Raw genomic sequence first — 20,433 nt, forward strand, 5'->3', positions numbered from 1 at the left:
GCTGATTAACGATTTTTGATTTTTTGTACCTTGATATTTATGATATATTATTCCCCGTTTGGGGGCTAGGGGACATTTTACACGTCCAAATCAAATTCCTTGCGAAGCTTTTCGATCGCTGGATTCATTTCTTTTAATTTTTCAAATTTTTCGCGCGTAGTGTAAGCGTATTTTTTTTCGACTGTTTCGTTTACGGTTATGTCTAAATCTATTTCGTAATTCTGCAGTTTATCGCGTAAAAATCCGAGTAATTCATATTTGGCGCGCTCTACTTCGGTTTTAATGGTTTGGTTCGGGAATTCAAGATGTATAATGGAACCATCCAATTTTGGAACCCCCATTGTTAAGTGCGATAACAGATTGTATTTTCCATCGCTTTCTACGTGTGCTGTGTATTCGGTCCATACCGCTTGCATTTCTTCTTCTGAAAAATCGTTGACGGGTAGATTTTCTGCATCGGGTTGGTTTGCGACTATTTCCTGTTGTATTTCCTGCTTTTTTTGAATGCTTTTTAGTGATAGAGCAGATACTTTTTTAGCGTTTCTCTCTGCTAAAATTTGAGGCCTTTCAATTACTTTTTCTGATTCTCCGCTGGTTGTAGATGGTGTGGAGCTGGGTTGGTTGGGTTGATTGTTTTCTGGGGCGTCTACTTCTGAAGGTTCGTTTACTTCATTTTTAATTTGGTTGTTCGTGGCATTAATCGCAGTTTCGGGTTCAGCCTTTCTTATTGAGTTTGAAGCTGCGCTACCTGCAGAGGTTATTTTTTCTGATGTAAATTCTTCACTTTTAAAATGGGAGGGAGGAATAACAAAATGGGTGGCGCCTTTGCTGGTGCCGATTTCACCTACGCGGGAATTAGGCTTTTTTTTTTCGCCCTGAAAAGTCAAGGAAGCAAGTTGCATTAAAGTTAATTCAACCAATAGCCGCTGGTTTTGGCTGTTTTTATATTTTAAGTCGCAGGTATTAGCAATGTCTATTCCTTCAATTAAAAATTGTTGGGTGGTTTTTTGCGACTGTTCAAAATACATGGTTTTAACTTGCTCGCCAACTTCTAATAAACTAATTGTTTCTTGGTTTTTGCAGACCATTAAATCGCGGAAATGGGAAGCGAGGCCCATTATAAAATGATGGCCATCAAAACCTTTGGAAAGGATTGTATTATATGATACCAATACTTGCGGGATATTGTTTTCCAACAGTAAATCTGTAATTTGAAAATACCAAGTGTAATCCAATACATTTAGATTTTCGGTAACAGCTTCGCGCGTAAGGTTTTTTCCAGCAAAGCTAACCACCCTATCAAAAATTGAAAGCGCATCGCGCAAGGCACCATCGGCTTTTTGTGCAATAATGTGCAGAGCGTCGTCTTCGGCTTCTATATTTTCTGCCTTTGCAACTTCGGCTAAATGTTCTTTTATATCGCGAATGCCAATTCGTCTAAAATCGAAAATTTGGCAACGTGAAAGAATAGTTGGTATTATTTTGTGCTTTTCGGTTGTAGCCAGTATAAATATTGCGTGCTTTGGCGGTTCTTCCAAAGTTTTTAAAAACGCGTTAAAGGCATTTGCAGATAGCATATGTACTTCATCAATAATATATACTTTGTATTTACCAACTTGGGGCGGAATACGAACTTGGTCTATTAAATTACGGATGTCGTCCACAGAGTTGTTGGAGGCTGCATCTAATTCAAAAATATTAAAGGCGAAATCTTCATCTACTTTCTCAGTGCCATCTTCATTAATTTTTTTGGCGAGAATACGCGCGCAGGTTGTTTTGCCTACGCCACGGGGGCCTGTAAAAAGCAATGCTTGGGCAAGATGGTTATTTTCTATGGCGTTCTCCAAAGTATTGGTAATGGCCTGTTGCCCAACCACGTCTTTAAAAACGGCTGGCCGGTATTTTCTGGCAGATACAATGAAGTGTTCCATCTTTTTGTTACAGAATTTGGTAATTGGTTACTCAATCATTCCATAGTGAGTAGAGAGCAAATATAAAGATGTGCAATGGGTTTTAAAAAAATAGCTGTTTGTATTTTACCATATTTATTAACATTGATGTACTTTTGCCGCGCAGGCCGCCTTATCGCCGAGATCCTCGCTTTTGCGGGGGTGTGGGAGGAAAGTCCGGACACCAAAGGGAAGCATAGCGGCTAACAGCCGTCGGGAACTCTGCTTTTGCTGAGTTTTCAGGACAAGTGCAGCAGAAAGGATGTACAGGTAATGCTGTAGTGAAATCAGGTAAACTCTATGCGGTGAAATGCCACGTAAACCTGCGCTCCGATATTAATCGGGAAAGGGTGCCCGCCCAATGCAGGAGGGTAGGCAGATTGAGCGTGTGGGTAACTGCACGTCTAGATAAATGATAAGGCCCCAATGCATATTGGGGACAGAACCCGGCTTATAGGCCTGCTTTTTTTTCTTTTAAGGTATTTGTTTGTTCTAACATCCAAACCTTTGCGGCACTTAACTTTTGGAATGTTTGAAATGGAACCGTGATAAAGAAACTTTCAAAATTTGCAATTTGCAAAGATCGTTCAGATTTATAAACAATCGCAAATGCTACTAAGCGAGGAATTTGTCGGGTATATGATTTTGGCGATAAATTTCTGGAATAATCGTTTACCCTATTAGAAATATAACCGAAAGATTTTTCGCCATAGAAGCGCGATGCCAACTGCTGAATTTTAGAAACATAAGCTTCATCTAACACTATGGCGTCCGCGGGCGTTGCAATCATGAAATTTTCGTAGAATTCAATTTTTACAAAATCTAATTCTATCAGTTCTACGGGAAGTTGAAACATATTACAATTTACGCAAAAAAACTGAAAACATTTCCACCGTATTTTCTGGCTTCAGCAAAACCGGGTAATGCGTCGAGGGTATTTTGTTTTGAATGTTCTATTACTAAAATCCCATCTTCCTTTAAGAGTTTTTTTTCTGCAACTGCCAAAACAATATTCTCTAATTGTGAAGCATTAAAATCATAGGGCGGATCGGCAAAAATAATATCGTAATTTCCCGAAGCCTTTTCCAGGTATTTGGCAACGTCAGATTTTATGGCATTTATAGGAAAGGAAAATTCTTCCGAAACTTTATTTATGTACTGCACACAGCCTAAATGAGCATCTACGGCGGTTATATTGGGAACACCGCGGGAGGCAAATTCAAAACTTATATTTCCAGTACCTGCAAAAAGATCTAATACAGTAAGTTCATCAAAAAAATATCGAACCCGTAAAATATTAAAGAGCCCTTCCTTTGCAAAATCGGTTGTGGGACGGACAGGCAAGTTTTTTGGAGCGGTTAATCTTCTTCCTTTGTATGTGCCTGAAATTATTCGCATTACTAAGCGTTTTTTAAAATGAAATGATTGTGGGATTCGTCATTGCCCAAACTTTTAGTATTGTACATATTTGCATCTAAAAATGTGAGATTACGTATATAAGTGTAGGCAATTTTAAAATTTTCGTCGTTTTTTTCAATAGCACCCAAAAGTACAACGGGAGTATTTTCTGGGTTTAATTGAAGCTGCTCCATACAGAAGAGCGTATAATAGATAAAATCTTCAGGGGTTTTATAGTGGTAACTATTGCAGAGTTGCAGTTGGCCATTTTTTAAAACGATACAATCGAAATTATTTTTTTGAAAATGTAAAAACATTTTTGGAAGCGAATATATTTCGCGTTCAAGAATTGAATTCAATAGTACGGTCATCGCGTGGTAATAATTGAAGGATCCATACTTTTCAAAGAAAAAATTATTGATGTTCATAAACGGAACATACACTACCACGATGTTATGGTTTTCAACAACATCGTGCGCCATATAATCGTTTGCTAAGATTTTGGAGTTAAACTTTAAATATTCGCTCGCTTTAGTTTCGTTAAAAAGCGGAGCTGGCACCAAGCTGTAAACTGGAGTAGCATATACTACGGTTACATCGCTAAAGCTAGTGTTTAAAATTTCATTGTTACTAACAATAGTTTCAATATCCATCAAAAGTTCCTCGGGGGTTGTACTGTGGTCTAAGTTTTTTTCCACAAACAAGACGGGTTCTTCACTTTCGGGATTAGTCACCAAAAAAGAAAGCCCGTTCAAAGAAACTTGAACGGACAGTCTGTTATGTAATGTATTTTTTATGTTATTCTTCTTTTGCGGCATCGTAAATTTTTGGCCAGTTTCCAGAAGTGTTTACTTCTTCTAAAGAGCCTACTCTAATATCCGGACCGTTAACCCCATCTACAGACTGTACTTGAAGTTCTTGTGTAACTAGGTCTGAATCTTGATCTGCCAAGATTACCTTTTTTGAAACCTTTGCTTCAAAAACTGAATAGGTGGCGTCGTTTTTTTCAATTTTACCAGATTTTAGTTCAAACTTGGCGTCAACACCTTCTACAGGCACATTCATCATTGTTTTATATCTATCGGTGCCGCCAAAGAGTGAATCTCTAACTGGGGTAAATCCTAAGGTATCAATTAATGATTTTTCAATAAAATATCCTTCGTCTATACCGAAAGCTTTATTCTTGGCTACATCGGCATAACTGGTATCGCGACGTTGTGTACGTGCAAATTTGGCCGTATCAATAAATTTAACCAAACTGTCCCAGTCTCCTGTAAATTTACCTGTAATTTCTTTGTGTGCAAGCTCTGCGGCCTGAATATCCTTCAAATTCTTAATTACTTTGGCATAGCGTGCCTCTTTTACTTTGTTGAATTCAACTGGGCCCATTACCGAGTTATATAGCTTCCAACCCAGGAAGATTATTACAATCCAAAGAACAATCTGAATTACTAATTTCATTATTGATTTTATTTAAGTGTTGATTTTACTAAAAGGTCTATCGCAAATCTACAATTTTTTTTTGTTCACAAAAGTATATTGCGAAAAAATCATACCTATCTTTAAACCCTCATTGATAGCAGCAAATAATGAATGTATCAGAATTTTACAGTTTTTTAAAAAATGATTTTCCACATAATACTACCCCAAAACAGGATATAGCGCTTCAACTGTTGGCTAAATTTGTGTTGAGTCCAAACAAAAATGAGACGTTTTTGTTGAAAGGATATGCAGGTACGGGGAAAACCACAATTGTGGGGGCGCTGGTAAAGAATTTGGCCAAAATAAAAAAGCGATCTGTACTTCTTGCCCCTACGGGCAGGGCGGCGAAGGTAATTAGTAATTATTCAAGCAAACAGGCTTTTACCATTCATAAAAAAATCTATTTCCCCAAGCGAGAAAAGGGAGCTGTTTTCTTTTCATTACAGCAAAACAAGCATCGTGACACTATATTTATCGTAGATGAAGCATCCATGATTCCCGATATAAACCAAGACTCAAAACTATTCGAAAACGGTTCGCTACTCGATGATTTAATGCAATACGTTTATAGTGGTAACAATTGCAAACTTTTGCTAATTGGCGATTCTGCGCAGCTTCCACCCGTACATTTAGATATTAGTCCCGCCTTGGATGCCTCCTTGCTTGAAATCCAATACAATCGTGAAGTTATAAAACTGGAGCTCGATGAAGTGGTGCGGCAACAACAGGATAGTGGTATTTTAGAAAACGCAACGCGAATCAGGGAGTGTTTGGATAATGAACTGTATGAAGCCTTTAAATTTTCGGGTATAAATTTTCCGGATATAGTTCGACCGGTAGATGGGCAGGAAATTATGGATGCAATAAACGACAGTTATTCAGCCTTGGGAAATGAAGATACCGTAATTGTAGTGCGATCCAACAAAAGAGCAAATCTATATAACCAGAGCATTCGCGAACGTATTCTGTTTCAAGAATCCGAACTTTCGGCGGGCGATTATTTAATGGTGGTAAAGAATAATTACTTTTGGGTAGATAATACGAGCGAAGCTGGCTTTATTGCCAATGGCGATATAGTAGAGGTTTTGGAAATTTTTGCCTTTAAAGAACTCTATGGGTTTCGTTTTGCTGAAGTAAAATTACGAATGGTAGATTATCCTACAATGAAACCTTTGGAAACCGTGTTACTTTTAGACACTTTAACATCCGAAACTCCATCACTAACCTATGATGAATCGAACAAATTATATCAAGAAGTAATGAAAGACTACGAGTCGGAAAAATCTAAGTACAAGAAATTTTTGGCAGTAAAAAATAACAAATTTTTTAATGCGCTCCAAGTAAAATTTAGCTATGCCATAACCTGTCATAAATCGCAGGGAGGCCAGTGGAATACCGTTTTTGTTGAGCAACCGTATCTTCCCAATGGAATAGATAAGGAGTACTTGCGTTGGCTTTATACAGCTATTACGCGGGCGCAGGAAAAATTGTATTTAATAGGTTTTAAAGATGAATTTTTTGTAACGTGATATTAATTAGAATTAAACTTTTGTGTAGGGCAATCAACGCTTTGCATGACCTAAATTAGAAATACCCATGGAAACTTTTAATTTAATACTAAGTATTTTTTTAGGTATCGGTTTAGCTGCAGCCGTAGGTTTCCGAGTATTTTTACCATTATTGATTATGAGCCTGGCGGGTTATTTTGATGTAATTCCAATAAACGAAAATTGGCAGTGGATTGGCAGCCTTACCGCAGTAATAATAATGGCCGTGGCAACGGTTGTTGAAATTTTTGGTTACTATATTCCTTGGTTTGATAATTTGCTAGACACCATTGCCCTCCCATTAGCCACCTTGGCAGGCACAGCGGTTATGGTAGCAACGGTTACCGATTTAAGCCCTGTTATTACATGGACGCTGGCAATAATAGCGGGCGGTGGTACAGCCGCAGCAATAAAGGGCAATACTTCGGCGGCAAGACTTACTTCCAGTACAACCACCGGAGGGATTGCAAATCCGATTTTGACCACAGCAGAAACGGGCACTTCAATAGTTATGGCTGTGGCTGCCATCTTTGTACCTGTTGTTGCTTTTGTCTTGGTTCTCTTTCTTTTTTATGTAATATTCAAATTTTATAAAAAGCTTCGTAAAAAAGGGACGCCGAGAACATAATCTTCTTATTTTTGAATTCAATTTAAAAACTTCGACTTGAAAATAATAGCCATGATTCCCGCGCGTTACGGTGCGTCGCGTTTTCCCGGAAAATTGATGCAGGATTTAGCAGGAAAACCTGTAATAGTTAGAACATACGAAGCTGCAAAAGCCACCAATCTTTTTGATGAAGTTTATGTTGTTACAGATAGCGATGTAATTTTTAAAGAAATTGAAGCCAACGGCGGCAAAGCAATTATGAGCCAAAAGGAACATGATTGCGGTAGCGATCGTATAGCCGAAGCCGTAGAAAACCTAGATGTAGATATTGTCGTAAACGTGCAGGGCGACGAGCCATTTACGAGCCGTGAAGGCTTAGAAAAGGTTTTGGCGGTATTTAACGAACCCGATGCAGATAAAATTGACTTAGCTTCGTTAATGACCGAAATACATGATTGGAAAGAAATAAGCGACCCAAACTGCGTAAAAGTAATAGTTGATAAAGATAACTTTGCGCTCTATTTTTCACGTTCGCCAATACCGTATCCGCGCGATAAAAATGTGGCACTTCAATACTACAAACACAAAGGTATCTACGCTTTTAGAAAACAAGCGATAATGGATTTTTATCGCTTACCAATGCGTTCTTTGGAAGCTGTAGAAAAAATAGAGTGTATTCGTTATTTAGAATACGGGAAGAACATAAAAATGGCAGTGTCTAACACTACTGGGGTTGAAATAGACACTCCAGAAGACCTTGCGCGCGCAAATAAATTGCTAAAAGAAAAGGAAAAGGATACCATAAACAATAAATTTAGAAATTTCCCAATGGTGCCCAAAGTGGTTTTTGGCGAAGGTTGTTTTGATCAGCTCAGTTCAATATTATCTTCTAAAAAGAAGGAAAAAGCACCGTTTATTTATTTGGTTGACAACGTTTTTGAAGAAGACACTAAATTTTTAGATAGAATTAATCTTCGGTTCAATGACAAATTAATTTTTGTTTCGGCAGAAGAGGAACCAAAAACGAGCCAAGTAGATACCCTTGTAAAAAATATAAAATCTGAATTTACCTACCTACCATCGGGCATTATCGGAATTGGTGGCGGAACGGTCATGGATTTGGCCAAGGCGGTGTCCATTATGCTCAATAATAAAGGAAGTGCTGCAGATTATCAGGGTTGGGATTTAGTGTCCAAAAAGGCGGTTTATCATGTAGGCATCCCAACGATTTCGGGAACCGGTGCCGAAGTTTCCCGTACAACCGTATTAACGGGTCCTGTTCGCAAACTGGGGATTAATAGCGATTTTACTCCCTTTGATCAAGTAGTGCTCGATCCGGAACTAACCAAAGGCGTTTCAAAAAACCAATGGTTCTTTACCGGAATGGATTGTTTTATACATTGCGTAGAATCTCTAAACGGAACGTTTTTAAACGCATTTAGCCAAAGTTATGGCGAAAAGGCCTACGATCTTTGTTTGGAGATATTTCTTGGCGATACACTTTCCGAAAAAGAATCGCGGGCTAAACTTATGATGGCGTCGTGGCATGGAGGAATGAGCATAGCGTATTCACAAGTTGGGGTAGCGCACGCAATGAGCTACGGTTTAGGCTATGTTTTAGGAACAAAACACGGGGTGGGTAATTGTATTGTTTTTCAATATTTAAGTGAATTTTACCCCAAAGACGTGGCTTTATTTAAACAGATGGTTGCCAAACACGGCGTAACTATTCCGCAAGGAATTTGCCAAAACCTTACGGAAGCGCAGTTAAATACAATGATTACTGTAGCATTGGGTATGGTTCCACTGTGGGAAAATGCCCTTGGCGCAGATTGGGAAAAGGTTATAACACCAGAAAAACTGAGGGAGCTTTACTTAAAGATGTAACCGCGCTGAATATATGGGATTCACAAAATTTATTTTTGAAAAAGTAATGGGTTGGAAAATTGAAGGAACTTTTGATCCTTTGGTTAAAAAAGCTGTTATAATTGTGGTGCCACATACCAGTTGGCACGATTTCTATCTCGGGCTGTTTACGCGAAGATTGACCAAGGTTAAAATTAATTATATCGCTAAAAAGGAACTATTCGTGTGGCCAATAGGCTGGTACTTTCGTTGGACGGGAGGTACAAAACTAGACAGAACCCCGGGCCAAAAAAAAGTAGAAGCAATTGCTGAATTATTTCATAAAAAAGAAGAATTTCGTCTGGCGCTTTCACCGGAAGGCACACGTAAAAAAGTAGATACGTGGAAAACGGGTTATTATTTTATGGCACTGGCAGCAAATGTGCCAATTATTTGTGTTGCTTTTGATTATGGCAGAAAACGAATAGTTATTGACAAACCCTTTTATCCAACAGGAAATATAGAAGCAGATACGCCAAAATTGCGTTCTTTCTTTAAAGGTGTGATTGGTAAAAATAAAGACTATTCTTTCGATATAGGGCTCGATAAAGAATAATCTTATCTTCAATTACATCAAACTAACAACCATTAATTTGATGTTAAAAGTTAGTTAAGCATTCCAAAAAAAATTCGCTAGTTCAAAATCTTAGTATTAATTATGCATAAAAAATATAAAACTATGAAACGAAGTAAATATTTAATTCCAATTTTTGTTTTTGCAATGGCACTAGTTTCGTGCAGTAGCGACGATGAAACCGGTGGTGGAGGCGATCCAACCCCTGTAGCTATTTTAGCAAACTTGTACGCTACCAGTAATACAAGTACCGCAATTCAATCGTATGATTTTACGCCTAATGGTATAGCTCTGCGCTTATTGCTTACCAGTTCGGAAAATAATGAAGGAGTTTACTACGATGAAGATTCCAGCGAACTCGTTGTTTCCTCAAGATCGCAAAGAGCAATAAACACGTATTCAAATATAGATAACGTTGAAAGCGGCAATAATTTAAGTCTTTTTCTTTCAAGCGATACTGTTTTAGAGAGTCCGCGCGATTTGGCTGTAAAAGACGATTATTACATTATTTCAGATAATGCCGATCTTGATAACAATCCCGACACTGATGAGGGTAGGTTTTTTATCTTTAAACGCGATGATGATGGTTATACATTGCGAAATATCGTAACCGTAAATTATGCAGTTTGGGGTATTGAACTTATAGGAAACGATCTGTATTCTGTAGTTGATAAAACGAGCGATGTTGCCGTACTAAAAAACTTTATTTCTACTTATACTACAGATGTTACTGCTACGCCAGATAAGCAAATAACAATTGAAGGAATAACCAGAACGCACGGAATAACCGAAGACGGTGGTTTTGTGATATTAACAGATATTGGTGATGCCGCAAATGACGGCGACGGTGCATTTCATTTTATAAATGGTTTTGTATCTAAATTTGAAGCTACTGCAAACGGTGGAACGTTAAGTTTTGCAGGAAATCAAGTTCGCGTTTCGGGTAGATTAACAGAACTGGGCAACCCTGTAGCTGTTGAATACGATAGTGCGAGCCAGACGGTATTTATTGCAGAGCGTGCCAATGAAGGTGGTAAAATTTTGTTTTTCAGTGAAATAGGAGCCGGTGGAAATCTAGTTCCAAATTTAAGCTCACCCTTTGCTGGAGCTTCATCTTTGTATTTTATCGATAGATAAAAAAAGGGATATTTTTTGAAAAATAAAAAAGGCTCTCTAAAAAGTATAATTCAGTAAGTTTGTTTGGTCTCGCAGCGAGTATAATTTGCGTGTTGAAGTTTTCAACTTTGCCCAAACCGACAGTGAATCTAACTTTTTAGAGAGCCTTTTTTTATTGCTTGATTGTAAGGTTAATTTACTCTTCTTCAGACGTCTCTTGCATTGTGTGATACACATTTTGAACATCGTCGTCTTCTTCTATTTTTTCCAAAAGTTTTTCAACGTCGGCGGCTTCTTCTGCCGATAGCGTTTTTGTAACTTGTGGAATTCGATCAAAACCGGAAGAAAGAATTTCAATATTATTTCCTTCAAGATACGACTGAATGGCGCCAAAACTTTCAAATGGGCCATAGATTAAAATTCCGTCTTCATCTTCAAAAATTTCGTCCATTCCGTGGTCTATTAGTTCAAGTTCTAATTCTTCAATATCTAAACCTTCTGGATTTATTCTGAAATTACAGGTATGATCAAACATAAACGAAACAGATCCGGACGTACCCAAACTGCCATCGCATTTATTAAAATAACTGCGAATATTGGCAACCGTTCGGGTGTTGTTATCGGTAGCGGTTTCAATTAAAATTGCAATTCCGTGTGGTGCATACCCTTCAAAGAGAACTTCTTTATAATCGCCAAGACTTTTGTCGCTTGCACGTTTTATGGCGCGCTCCACATTGTCTTTGGGCATATTTACAGCCTTTGCGTTCTGGATTACGGCGCGGAGTCTTGAATTGGCATCCGGGTCGGGACCGCCTTCTTTTACTGCCATAACAATGTCTTTGCCAATACGTGTAAACGCTTTAGACATTGCAGACCAACGCTTCATTTTTCTTGCTTTTCTGAATTCAAAAGCTCTTCCCATAAATTATTGTATTACTTGATTTATTAGTTATTCCGTGAAAAGAAAGTTCAAATATAAAAAATTCCAAAAACCAAATGCTAAAAGAACAAAGCCTTTCATAAGTATAAATTTTGCACAGCTAGAATACTATGGTTTTGGAATTGTATATACTACCCAATGAGATCATCAATTATCTTTGCCAACTCAAAATCCTTTTCAGTAACACCGTCGGCATCGTGGGTTGAAAGATAGATTTCTAACGAATTGTAAACGTTGCTCCACTCCGGATGATGATTTAGTTTTTCGGCTTCAAAGGCTATTCGCGTCATAGCTGAAAAAGCTTCTTTAAAATCCTCAAATTCAAAAATAGTATGTAGGGCACCTTCGTGAAAATCCCACCCTTCAAACTCCTTTAATTTATCTTCAATTTGTTTATCGGTTAATGGTTTCATGGTTTATTGTTTTTTAGTTTGAGACACCAGGCCTAGCATCTCTATTTAATTGATATAATTTCTTCGTTTAAAACACAGTCTTCAATCACTTGTGCCACAGTAATTTGATGAGGATTTGGCAATCTGTTTTCTTTTGGAAGTATTGCCGCATATCGATCTTCATTACTGCTAAAAACACTTTTAAAGATAGGCATTTTATCGCCAATTTTTGAAGATATTTCGTTGAAAAGGTCTTCGTGATGTACCATATCGTTACTCGCCAAATGATAAATGCCGCGGAGCGATTGGTTAATTATATAATGAATTTGTTGGCAGATTTTATTGATGGTGGTAGTGGTAATTACCAAATTCGGAAAAACTTCAAAAGCGGCGCGATGCCTGATACACTGCCTTAAATGAAGAATCTGTGGCGAGTTTATGCCCAGCACCATCGGCAACCGTAAAATAGTTGTTTGAGAAGGAATGACTTCCAACAACAACTTTTCTATTGAAATTTTAAATTTTCCCGAAACTGATTCAGATAATGTTAAGTTGTTTTCAAATGAGGGATGACTAAACTTTCCATCGAAAACTTCGGAAGAAGAAATATAAATCACAGAACAATTTGAATGTAGCAGGGCGTAATTCGCAATTTGCTGATGAGCTTCAAACTGACTTTTATAGTCGCCTTTAAATGCTGAAATTATTACAGTGGGTTGAATTTTATGCAACAATAAAAATAAAGAATCTTCGGCAACACAGTATTTATGAAAAACATGATTTTCGGAAAATGCACCACTTTGCCGACAATAGGTACAATGAACGTCAAAATAGGAAAGAAGCTCTTTGTAGATGGCGTTGCCAATAAAACCGCTTCCTCCTAAAATTAAAATCCGTTCCTTTTCCAGTTTCGTGTTCATGTAAATTTTTAGAAATGCTGTTTAAAATATAGATAATTGAGTTTTAGTTGTAAACTGTTCTAACGCCTGCATTCCCAAATACGAATTGCCCTGCGGGTTTAAACCCGGAGCCCAGGTGGCAATTGTGAAACACTGTGGCAACAGCGCTACAATACCTCCACCAACGCCGCTTTTGCCGGGTAATCCAACTTCGAATGCAAACTCTCCTGCTTCGTCATAAAATCCGCAGGTAAGCATTATTGCATTAATACGTTTTACTTGGCTTGCAGTTAAATGCTGTCTGTTTTTTAAACATTTACCTTTATTGGCGTAAACAAAAAAAGCATTTGTAAGTTGTTTACAATCCATTGCTATGGAGCATTGGTGAAAATAAAAATCCAAAACATCTTCCACGTTATTGTATAAATTGCCGTACGATTTTAAAAGGTTTGCAGCAGCGTAGTTGTTGTAACCCGTTAATCGTTCCGATTCGGCCACCTTGTTGTTAAAACATATTGTATGATCGTGCGAAATTTCTCTTACAAAGTTTAAAAAATCTTCTTTCGGATTCTTTAAATGTGTGAGTAAAATATCGGCAACTACAATGGCGCCAGAATTAATTAGCGGGTTTCTCGGTATTCCGTTTTCAAGTTCTAAAAGTGAAAGGTGGTTAAATGGGTTCCCCGAAGGTTCAACGTCCATTCTGTCCCACAGTTTATTTCCAACCAATTGAAATGCCTTTGTAAGCGAAAGTACTTTTGAAATACTTTGAATAGACAGTTTTTCCGCAGAATCGCCAACCGAATAATTTTCGCCCGTTATAAGCTGCAAGTTTATTCCAAACTTATCTTTCGGAACATTGGCAAGTTCGGGAATGTAAGCAGCAACTTCACCTTTATTTTCAACGTTTGTTACCGATTCGTAAATTTCTTCTAATATTGCTTGATAATCTAGCATTAGCCCTTATAAAACGGTGTTTTCACTACAGTTGCCGCAACAGGTTTATTTCTAATTTGTATAAATATTTCTGTGCCCGGAGTACTGTTTTCTACCGTTACGTACCCTAAACCAATAGCTTTGTTTAATGACGGTGCCATAGTTCCGCTGGTTACAATTCCAATTGTATTTCCGTCCTTATCTGCAATCTCATAATCGTGCCTTGGAATACCGCGTTCGTTTAATTCAAAGCCAATTAGTTTTCTTTTTACGCCTTCTTCTTTTTGTTTTTTGAGATTTTCAGAATTTACGAAATCTTTAGTGAATTTTGTAATCCATCCCAATCCAGCTTCCAAAGGCGAAGTTGTATCGCTAATATCGTTGCCGTATAAACAAAACCCCATTTCGAGTCGCAAAGTATCGCGAGCCGCAAGCCCGATAGGCTTAATTCCGAAATCTTTTCCAGCATCCATTACTTTGTTCCAAACTTGTTCTACCTCGCTATTTTTGCAGTAAATTTCAAAACCGCCACTACCGGTATAGCCTGTTGCGCTAATAATTACATGTTCAATTCCTGCAAAATCGGCTACTTTAAAATGATAAAATTTAATAGCATTTAAGTCTTCCGAGGTTAAAGATTGCATTGCTTCAATAGCTTTTGGCCCTTGTATTGCGAGCAGCGAATAATCGTCTGAAAGGTTGCGCATTTCTGCACCCATAGTGTTATACTTAGAAATCCACGCCCAATCTTTATCAATATTTGACGCATTTACAACAAGCAACCATTTTTGGTCTTCAATCCGGTAAATTATTAAATCGTCCACAATACCGCCTGTTTCATTGGTAAGGCAGGTATATTGGGCTTGGCCCACGGACACTTTTGACGCGTCGTTGCTACAGACTTTTTGAATTAAATTGAGTGCTTCTGGGCCAGAAACTAAAAATTCGCCCATATGCGAAACATCAAAAACGCCAACTGCGTTGCGAACGGTTTGGTGTTCAGTGTTTACGCCTTCGTATGATACGGGCATGTTATAACCTGCAAATGGCACCATTTTGGCACCCAATTGTTCGTGAATATGCGAAAGTGCTACGTTTTTCATAGGTAAAAAGTTTTCGTATTAGACGCTTTGATACCGCTTAGAGTCTAAGATTAGTTATTTTTATTTTGAATAATTTATAGATAAAACATTTTAGCAAATGTATCATAATCGTTCAAAGGTAACGAAAGTTTACAGGGTTTATTTTCAACAATTTCTTCGTTAAAATCATCTTAATCGGAAGCATTGTTATCAATGTTTTCAATACTTTTAAAAGAAAAACCATGGCCACAACCACTTCGTACAATCCTTATACAGGTGAAACATTAAATTCATATAAAAATCATACAAAAACTGAAGTTTCTGAAATAATAAACAAAGCCGATAAACGCTTTTATAGTTGGCGTGAAACTTCCTTTTCTACAAGAAAGAAACTAATGCTTTCTGCTGCTGCCGAATTGAAGAAAAACAAAAAGGAATACGCCGAGATGATAACCCAAGAAATGGGAAAACCTATTTCGCAGGCCGTTGCCGAAGTAGAAAAGTGCGCTTTGGCGTGCGAGTACTATGCCGAAAATGCTGAAAAACAACTACAAAATGAAATAATAAAAACCGATGCGTTTAAAAGTTACGTTAGCTACGAGCCAATTGGGGTAGTATTGGCGGTAATGCCGTGGAACTATCCTTTCTGGCAGGTTTTTAGATTCGCAGCGCCGGCGTTAATGGCTGGGAACATAGGTGTTTTAAAGCACGCATCCAACGTATTTGGCTGTGCTTTGAACATTGAAAAGGTTTTTAAACGAGCGGGGTTTCCTGATAATTGTTTTTCAACATTACTTATTAAAAGCGACTCCGTTGAAACTGTGATTGAAAACGACAAAGTAAAAGCCGTTACTCTTACCGGGAGTGGGCCAGCGGGTTCATCGGTGGCTGCCATTGCTGGAAAAAATATTAAAAAATCTGTACTGGAATTAGGCGGAAGCAATGCCTTGGTTGTTCTTAAGGATTGCGATATGGAACAAACAATTAAAACCTGTGTGCAAGCGCGTTTTCAGAATACAGGACAGAGCTGTATTGCCGGAAAAAGACTGATTATAGATGCGTCTATTTCGGAAGAATTTATAGAGAAAATGCTAATTCAGGTTCGTGAATTAAAAAGCGGCGATCCCACCAACGATAAAACTTTTATCGGTGTAATGGCACGCGAAGATTTAGCTAAAGATTTAGAAAAACAAGTAAATGCCTCAATTAAAGCAGGAGCAAATTTACGAATAGGAGGTAAGCGACAAGGAGCTTATTTTGAACCTACTATTTTAACAGGCGTTACGAGTAGCATGCCGGTTTTTAAAGAAGAAACTTTTGGACCAGCACTCGCAGTTACAACATTTAAAACAGTGGAGGAAGCCATTGAGCTTTCTAACCTTTCCAAATTTGGATTGGGGGTTTCCATTTTCACCAAAAATATTGAAGCTGCCGAAAAATTAGCCTTGCAATTTGATGAAGGTGCGGTTTTTATAAATGAATTGGTAAAAAGCGATCCGCGATTACCTTTCGGAGGAATTAAAGAGAGTGGTTATGGTCGCGAATTAAGCGAACACGGTATTCGTGAATTTGTAAATAGAAAAACGGTTTTTATCAATAAATAACTTTAAAACCTAACAGGCTTGTTTAAATCTGTTAGGTTATTTACACAATTATCCTTTCTGCAAAAACTCAGCTTTATTTTGTATTTCAGGTTTTAAAATATTGTTTTTTTCTAAAAATGAATTGAATTTAGCTCCTTCTTTCTCTTTTATCTTTTGATAACGCATTTTTGCTTTATTAAATTCTTCAGAAATTAATTCGAAATTCGCTTTTGAAGCCCCAGAGACCTTATTGTAATTGGAAGCCACATTGCTGTACAAGTCTGCCATTTTTTCGCGTAATTCTGGTTCTGCCGAAGCCACATAATTATCGCCAGTGGTAATTACCAAGTCCTTTCGTAGGTTCTCCAGCGCTTCGAATAATTTTTCGGCCTCTTTCTTTCCCTTTGGGTTGTTTTCAATTACTTCGGTTGCTTTTAGCTGAGTTGTGTTAATTTCATAAACCATATATGCCAAATCCTCAACCATATTAAAGAGGTCTTGTGTGAGTGATTCTTGCTCTTTTCGTTGCGCCAAAGTAGTAAGAGATTTTTCGTCGTACTTTATTTCAATGTCGTGGCTATATGTTTCTTTGCCTTTTTTAAGTACTACCTTATATTTTCCGGCCGCTACTCTAGGCGCGGTAAAGCCACTAAATGCAAGGGTTTTTGCTTGGGCCATTTTTGGAGCTGTAGTCATAAAATTCCAGCTGACTATATTAATACCTTTCGACTTTCCTGGTGTTAATGTCGTAATTTTGTTTCCTGTCATGTCTTGTATTTCCATCTCCATTTTGCCAAAGGTGTGTCTTTTTTTTAGGTAATACACTATTTGAGCGTCGGTATTTTTATTTTCGCCAACAAATTGTGTTTCTGCGCCAAAACTGCCACTAAAGCCGCTATCTTCGGTCATGGTAAATGGTTCCGATTGAAAGAAATGTACCTCTTTATCTAAAATTTCTGAGGTTAGTTGGCGCAAAGGGCTTATATCGTCAATTATAATTACGCCACGACCGTGGGTGCCCATTACCAAATCGTTGGTGCGCTTTTGAAGATCTATAAAATGAACCGCAACAGGTGGCATATTGTTTGTAAATTCAGACCAATTTTTACCACCATCAATTGTAACGTAAAGTCCTAATTCGGTTCCTAAAAATAGCAAATCTTCATTTTTATAATCTTCTTGAATATTTCTAACAAATGCTTTGGAATTTATGTCATCCGAAATAATCGATTTCCAAGTTTTTCCGTAATCAGTGGTTTTTAGGGCGTATGGTTTCATATCGCCAGTGGTATGCCCTTCAAAAACTGCATAAGCTGTTCCTTTGCCGTGAACGCTGGCTTCAATGTGGTACACCCAGGTATTTTTTGGAATTCCCACTAAATTTTCGGTAAGGTTTTTCCAAGTTTTTCCGCCATCGGTTGTAAGTTGTACATTCCCATCATCTGTGCCCACCCATATTATATTTTCATCTAATGGCGATTCGGCAATGGTAAAAAGAGTAGTGTGTTTTTCTGCGCCACTATTATCTACCGAGAGTCCACCAGATTTGGCCTGATCTTGTTTTGTTTTATCGTTAGTAGTTAAATCTGGCGAAATAATCGTCCAGCTATCGCCCATATCTTCAGAACGATGAAGAAATTGGCTTCCCATATAAAACCTGTCCGGAGCAAAGTTGCTCACAGCCATAGGTGCATTCCAGTTAAAGCGAAGCTCTGGATCACCTTTTTTAGGTTGTGGTTGTACAGTTGTGGTACGGTTTCTATCTACATCATAACGCCAAACATTTGCGGCACCCTGCATTTCAGAATAAATAATATTTTTTGTGGGATGTTTTAAAACTCGAAATCCGTCGCCGTATCCAATACTATTCCAGTCGCGGGCATTTACGCCGCCGGGAGCAGAGGAGGGGCCATACCAGGAGCCGTTATCTTGCAGACCGCCGTAAACGTTGTAAGGTTCGGCATCATCAACACTTATGTGGTAAAATTGGGAAAGTGGCAGATTTTCAACAATTTCAAAAGTTGAACCTCCATTCCATGAACGATAAACGCCACCATCGGTTCCTGAATAGAGAATATCACTATTATTAATATCGAAAACAACATCGTGAATATCTGCATGCATATTTCCGAGATTTTTAAAGGTTTTTCCGCCATCGCGGCTTATGGAACCTGTTAAGCCACCTTTTACCACGATGTCGGGGTTTTTTGGGTCAACCGTAATCCGCGAAAAGTAAAAAGGACGAACGGTTAGTCCAAAATCATTGTTTAAATGTTTCCAGGAATTACCGCCATTGTTAGATCTCCAGAGTCCGTTTGTTTCTTTCTCACCGGTTTCAATAACGGCATAAATAATTTTAGTATCGCTCGGAGCCATTGCAATACCAATTCTTCCTAATTTTCCGGTAGGAAGATTACTAGTAAGTTTATTCCAAGTTTTTCCACCGTCGGTAGATTTATGGATTGCACTATTTTCCCCACCCGAATTGAAACCCCATGCGGTTCTTCGAAATTGCCACATAGAGGCAAAAAGTATGTTTGGATTATTTGGATCCATTAATAAATCTGAAACACCCGTAGAATTTCCAGTGTATAAAATCTTGTTCCATGATTTTCCGCCATCGGTGGTTTTGTAAACACCGCGATCCTCGCTATCGCTCCAAAGTGCGCCTAAAACACCAACATAAACTTCATTGGTATTACTTGGATTGATTACTATTGAAGAAATTCTTTCTGAATTTTCGAAACCTGGAATTTCTTTCCAGTTATTGCCGCCATCGGTAGATTTAAACAAACCATTACCCACGGAAACCGAATTGCGGGTCCAAGTTTCGCCCGTACCCACCCAAATAACTTCATCGGGGTTTTTGGGATCTAAAGTAATTACGCCTATAGATTGCGCGTGCTCATCAAAAATGGGTGCGAAGGTTGCACCACCATCGCTAGATTTCCAAACCCCGCCCCCTGCGGCGCCAGCATAAATAATACGCGCATTTGTGGGATGATTCTCAAGATCGTTTATTCGGCCGCTCATAAGGGCGGGACCAATATGGCGCGCCTTCATATTACCAAATAATTCTTTTCCTTTTAAGGCGGTATCTTGAGCACGGACGAATGTAAAGCAAGACAGTAGTGTTAGCAATGCGAAGATGGAATTTTTCATATTGGTTGTTGGTTTGGTTATTCTGAAAAAAATAAAATTGTATTGAAAAAAAAATCCCCGAATAGACAGGGATTTTTATACTAAAAAGAAGGGTTAATCTTTTTCAACTTCTGCCGGAGAAGTTGCAGGGAAAGCAAACATAGATACTTTAATTTCAGGATTTAGCTCTATATCTTTTAACTGAATAGCTTGCCCGCCCATAGACAGGGCAAAAGGAAAATACAAACCATCTACTTCTTGATAATCGCTCATGGTACTCACATTCATTTGTCCAGCCATTGGGCCTTCTTTAATTTCACTTTCAGCAACAATGGGTACAAAGTTTTCGGTGTCAAAATAATAGTATGATACGTTTGGTTCCTCCACTCCGTTAACCATTACGGGAGTTTGTGTAAGTTTCAATTTAAAAGTTTCGGCACCCTCTTTTGTTTCTTTTCCCATAAGTTCTACTGTAAATCCTTTTTCTTTGTAATTCATAAAAGGACTGGGGAAATCCTTCATTTGTTTCTTCATGTTTTCAGTAGTTTCAGCATCACTTTTTTCGGGTTGCATGGTCATGAAGTTTGTGGTCCACATGGTTTCACCATCAAAAGCGAGTTGGGTAATATCTTGCCCTTGAAAATTAATTTTAATTAATTGTTTGCCGTCTTTGGTTTGGTAAATTTCTACCGGAATCTCCATGCCTTGCGCGTTGGCAGTAGCTGTCATTTTTACGCTTTCTAGATTTTCCCAAGCTGTTTTTCCTCCAGTATTTTCAAAATAATTACTAATTATTTCATCTGCAGTTTGTGCTGTTACGGGTACGATGGCAGTTAATAAAAAGGCGATGGTGAGTGTTTTAAAAATTTTCATACGTGTTTT

The 20,433-nt window shown here is 38.1% G+C and carries 17 protein-coding genes, 1 other RNA gene and 1 pseudogene; 8 read left to right on the top strand and 11 right to left on the bottom strand.

The annotated features are described in order from the left end of the window. Window positions 1-77: 77 nt before the first annotated feature. The gene (locus tag VZD24_RS02160) at window positions 78-1,931 is read right to left on the bottom strand and encodes a DNA polymerase III subunit gamma/tau (protein ID WP_342686458.1); all 1,854 of its coding nucleotides are present in this window, start codon (window positions 1,929-1,931) and stop codon (window positions 78-80) included. 138 nt (window positions 1,932-2,069) lie between these two features. Here VZD24_RS02160 and rnpB point away from each other — a divergent pair. Next, window positions 2,070-2,419: RNase P RNA component class A (gene rnpB / locus VZD24_RS02165), an RNA gene on the top strand. Between the two features lie 394 nt (window positions 2,420-2,813). Here rnpB and VZD24_RS02170 read toward each other — a convergent pair. From VZD24_RS02170 to VZD24_RS02180, 3 genes are read right to left on the bottom strand one after another with little or no spacing between them, the layout of a single operon-like run. Beyond that, window positions 2,814-3,347: an RsmD family RNA methyltransferase gene (locus VZD24_RS02170; protein WP_279447847.1), complete on the bottom strand. Its 534-nt coding sequence runs from the start codon at window positions 3,345-3,347 to the stop codon at window positions 2,814-2,816. A 2-nt stretch (window positions 3,348-3,349) separates the two neighbouring features. Then, window positions 3,350-4,165: a DUF3822 family protein gene (locus VZD24_RS02175; RefSeq protein ID WP_342686457.1), complete on the bottom strand. Its 816-nt coding sequence runs from the start codon at window positions 4,163-4,165 to the stop codon at window positions 3,350-3,352. Further along, window positions 4,146-4,808 (bottom strand): hypothetical protein, encoded by a 663-nt coding sequence (locus VZD24_RS02180; RefSeq protein ID WP_279447849.1) that lies wholly within the window; start codon window positions 4,806-4,808, stop codon window positions 4,146-4,148. Before VZD24_RS02180 ends, VZD24_RS02175 begins: the two co-directional genes overlap by 20 nt. A 128-nt stretch (window positions 4,809-4,936) precedes the next feature. Here VZD24_RS02180 and VZD24_RS02185 point away from each other — a divergent pair, with 128 nt between their 5' ends. The 6 genes and pseudogenes from VZD24_RS02185 to VZD24_RS02210 all read left to right on the top strand — a co-directional run bounded on the left by VZD24_RS02185 (window position 4,937) and on the right by VZD24_RS02210 (window position 10,599). Continuing rightward, window positions 4,937-6,358, top strand: coding sequence for an ATP-dependent DNA helicase (locus tag VZD24_RS02185; protein WP_342686456.1), 1,422 nt, complete (start codon window positions 4,937-4,939; stop codon window positions 6,356-6,358). Window positions 6,359-6,425: 67 nt separating this feature from the next. Continuing rightward, complete coding sequence (locus VZD24_RS02190) at window positions 6,426-7,004, top strand: DUF4126 domain-containing protein (protein ID WP_342686455.1); 579 nt, start codon at window positions 6,426-6,428, stop codon at window positions 7,002-7,004. Between the two features lie 51 nt (window positions 7,005-7,055). After that, window positions 7,056-7,766 (top strand): annotated as a pseudogene (kdsB, locus tag VZD24_RS02195) (3-deoxy-manno-octulosonate cytidylyltransferase); the annotation flags it as partial. Between the two features lie 45 nt (window positions 7,767-7,811). After that, on the top strand, window positions 7,812-8,870 hold the full coding sequence (locus VZD24_RS02200; RefSeq protein ID WP_279450263.1) for an iron-containing alcohol dehydrogenase family protein: 1,059 nt from the start codon (window positions 7,812-7,814) through the stop codon (window positions 8,868-8,870). Window positions 8,871-8,883: 13 nt separating this feature from the next. Then, entirely contained in the window at window positions 8,884-9,444 is a 561-nt protein-coding gene (locus VZD24_RS02205; protein WP_279447852.1) for a 1-acyl-sn-glycerol-3-phosphate acyltransferase, read from the top strand. A 123-nt stretch (window positions 9,445-9,567) separates the two neighbouring features. Further along, the gene (locus VZD24_RS02210) at window positions 9,568-10,599 is read left to right on the top strand and encodes a hypothetical protein (RefSeq protein WP_279447853.1); all 1,032 of its coding nucleotides are present in this window, start codon (window positions 9,568-9,570) and stop codon (window positions 10,597-10,599) included. A 175-nt stretch (window positions 10,600-10,774) separates the two neighbouring features. On the opposite strand, the gene VZD24_RS02215 is transcribed toward VZD24_RS02210, so the two are convergent. The 5 genes from VZD24_RS02215 to gcvT form a co-directional block, all read right to left on the bottom strand. Next, window positions 10,775-11,500, bottom strand: coding sequence for a YebC/PmpR family DNA-binding transcriptional regulator (locus VZD24_RS02215; RefSeq protein WP_279447854.1), 726 nt, complete (start codon window positions 11,498-11,500; stop codon window positions 10,775-10,777). Window positions 11,501-11,649: 149 nt separating this feature from the next. Beyond that, window positions 11,650-11,931, bottom strand: coding sequence for a 4a-hydroxytetrahydrobiopterin dehydratase (locus tag VZD24_RS02220; protein ID WP_342686454.1), 282 nt, complete (start codon window positions 11,929-11,931; stop codon window positions 11,650-11,652). 41 nt (window positions 11,932-11,972) lie between these two features. Next, window positions 11,973-12,830 carry a sugar nucleotide-binding protein gene (locus tag VZD24_RS02225; protein WP_342686453.1) on the bottom strand — a complete coding sequence of 286 codons (858 nt, stop codon included), beginning with the start codon at window positions 12,828-12,830 and terminating at the stop codon, window positions 11,973-11,975. A 21-nt stretch (window positions 12,831-12,851) separates the two neighbouring features. After that, window positions 12,852-13,766, bottom strand: a complete 915-nt coding sequence (locus VZD24_RS02230; RefSeq protein ID WP_279447857.1) for a glutaminase — start codon at window positions 13,764-13,766, stop codon at window positions 12,852-12,854. Then, window positions 13,766-14,848 (bottom strand): glycine cleavage system aminomethyltransferase GcvT, encoded by a 1,083-nt coding sequence (gene gcvT, locus VZD24_RS02235; protein ID WP_342686452.1) that lies wholly within the window; start codon window positions 14,846-14,848, stop codon window positions 13,766-13,768. Before gcvT ends, VZD24_RS02230 begins: the two co-directional genes overlap by 1 nt. Before the next feature lie 221 nt (window positions 14,849-15,069). On the opposite strand from gcvT, the gene VZD24_RS02240 reads away from it, so the two are divergent. Continuing rightward, window positions 15,070-16,431 carry an NAD-dependent succinate-semialdehyde dehydrogenase gene (locus VZD24_RS02240; RefSeq protein WP_279447859.1) on the top strand — a complete coding sequence of 454 codons (1,362 nt, stop codon included), beginning with the start codon at window positions 15,070-15,072 and terminating at the stop codon, window positions 16,429-16,431. A gap of 48 nt (window positions 16,432-16,479) precedes the next feature. On the opposite strand, the gene VZD24_RS02245 is transcribed toward VZD24_RS02240, so the two are convergent. Further along, window positions 16,480-19,572: a WD40/YVTN/BNR-like repeat-containing protein gene (locus VZD24_RS02245; RefSeq protein ID WP_342686451.1), complete on the bottom strand. Its 3,093-nt coding sequence runs from the start codon at window positions 19,570-19,572 to the stop codon at window positions 16,480-16,482. A 93-nt stretch (window positions 19,573-19,665) separates the two neighbouring features. Beyond that, a complete protein-coding gene (locus VZD24_RS02250; RefSeq protein WP_279447861.1) occupies window positions 19,666-20,424 on the bottom strand; it encodes an outer membrane lipoprotein-sorting protein in 759 nt (252 codons plus the stop codon). Between the last annotated feature and the right edge of the window lie 9 nt (window positions 20,425-20,433).

This window comes from Aequorivita flava, assembly GCF_038742595.1.
Classification (GTDB): Bacteria; Bacteroidota; Bacteroidia; order Flavobacteriales; family Flavobacteriaceae; genus Aequorivita; species Aequorivita marisscotiae.